Annotated in this window: 2 protein-coding genes; one reads left to right on the top strand and one right to left on the bottom strand. The window is 69.9% G+C overall.

What is annotated here, in order from left to right; translation table 11 throughout:
* Window positions 1–273: 273 nt before the first annotated feature.
* The gene (locus ACIBEA_RS44560) at window positions 274–1098 is read left to right on the top strand and encodes an IS5 family transposase (RefSeq protein WP_399270299.1); all 825 of its coding nucleotides are present in this window, start codon (window positions 274–276) and stop codon (window positions 1096–1098) included.
* Here ACIBEA_RS44560 and ACIBEA_RS44555 read toward each other — a convergent pair.
* Window positions 1022–1507 (bottom strand): hypothetical protein (locus tag ACIBEA_RS44555; RefSeq protein ID WP_399270297.1); only part of this gene is annotated, 486 nt, incomplete at its 5' end. The two genes, ACIBEA_RS44560 and ACIBEA_RS44555, sit on opposite strands and share 77 nt — an antisense overlap.

The following is a 1507-nucleotide window of genomic DNA, read 5'->3' as shown; positions in this document are numbered from 1 at the left end:
TAGAAGCCGTTGTCCTATCGATCATGAGCGCGATGTGATCGAACGCGGGGGCCGGGGCGGGTGAACCTTGCCGTGACGTGCATGAAGACAGGGCCTCTGGTGCAGCACGAGGGTTGCGAAGCCAACTCGTGAGCCCGGGAGGCCCTGCTGATGCAGTTCTACGCTGTCACGCCGATCGCGTTCAACTCGCCTGCTCCATCGTGTGATTGTCTAGCGCATCGGTTCGGGAACGCGGGCGACCGTCCGAACAGGATGCGCAGGTATTCGTCGGACATGACGGACGCGCAGTGGGCGGTGGTGCGTGACGCGTTGCCGGTCCCGGCGTGGCTGGAGGGCCGGGGAGGGCAGCCCGAGGGCTACTGCCACCGGCAGATGTTGGATGCGATCTTCTATGTCACGGACAACGGGATCAAGTGGCGGTCGATGCCTGCCGACTTTCCCGCCTGGGACCGGGTGTATGCCTGTTTCCGCAGGTGGCGGGAGCAGGGCCTGGCCCGGGAGTTCCACGACCGGCTGCGCGGCCAGGTCCGTCTCGCGGAGGGACGCGCGGTGGAGCCGACCGCGGCGATCATCGACTCGCAGTCCGTCAAGGCGGCCGCCTCGGTCCCGGCGGCCACGCGTGGCTATGACGGCGGAAAGAAGATCAACGGGAGGCGCCGGCACGTCGTCACCGACACGCTCGGCCTGCTCCTGGTGGTGCTCGTGACCGCGGGCGGCATCACCGACCGGCAGGCCGCCCACCTCGTGCTGCCCGGGCTGCGGGCACGGTTCAGGAAGATCACGCTGGTGTGGGCGGACGGCGGCTACCGCGGGCGGCTGGTCACCTGGGCGAAGGAGAAACTCCAGCTCACCCTGGAGATCGTCAAGCGCAGTGACGACATGAGCGGGTTCGTGGTGCTGCCGAGGCGGTGGGTGGTCGAGCGCACCCTGGGGTGGCTGATGCGCTCGCGGCGTCTGGTGCGGGACTTCGAGACGCTGCCCGCCTCCAGCGAAACGTTCATCTACTTCTCCCTGGCCATGCTCATGAGCCGCCGCCTTGCCCGCCGGGCCGCGGCGACCCCGTCGGCCGAGTGGTCAAGCTGGGCGGCCGTGGCGTGAACCTGCCCGTCGGCGACGCTTCCAGCCAGCCCCTCTGGGCCAGGCGCTTCGCCTTCGAGCGCACGCCCTCGATCTTCCCCGGCACCGCCTCGAGTCCGAGCCGGACGGCCAGATCCTTCGCTGGCACCCCCTCGCCGCCGGCCGCCTCCACCGCGACGAGCTCGACGATCCGCCGGTAGTCCGCCGCGAGCGCGTCCGTGCTCGCACCCGCGTGCCACGGCGGCACGACGGAGCCCGAGACCGGAGTGTTGTCCGCCCCGTGCGGCTCGCCCGCCGACTCCTGAGCCTCAGGGGCGGGAGCGGCCAGGGCCTCGGCCAGTTCCGTCCGGGCGATCACCCGGCGTTCCAACACCGCTTCCGCCGCAGCGAGTTCAGCAAGAATCCGCTCGGATTCCTCGCGAAGCTCCTC

The sequence above is a fragment of the Streptomyces sp. NPDC051555 genome, assembly GCF_044454405.1.
In the GTDB taxonomy this organism is placed as follows: domain Bacteria; phylum Actinomycetota; class Actinomycetes; order Streptomycetales; family Streptomycetaceae; genus Streptomyces.
The sequence above is the reverse complement of the archived record's forward strand: the minus strand, read 5'-3'. Positions and strand labels throughout refer to the sequence as shown.

Coding starts and splice junctions, on each gene's coding strand:
- ACIBEA_RS44560 (WP_399270299.1), top strand. CDS start 274: ATGACGGACGCGCAGTGGGCGGTGGTGCGTGACGCGTTGCCGGTCCCG.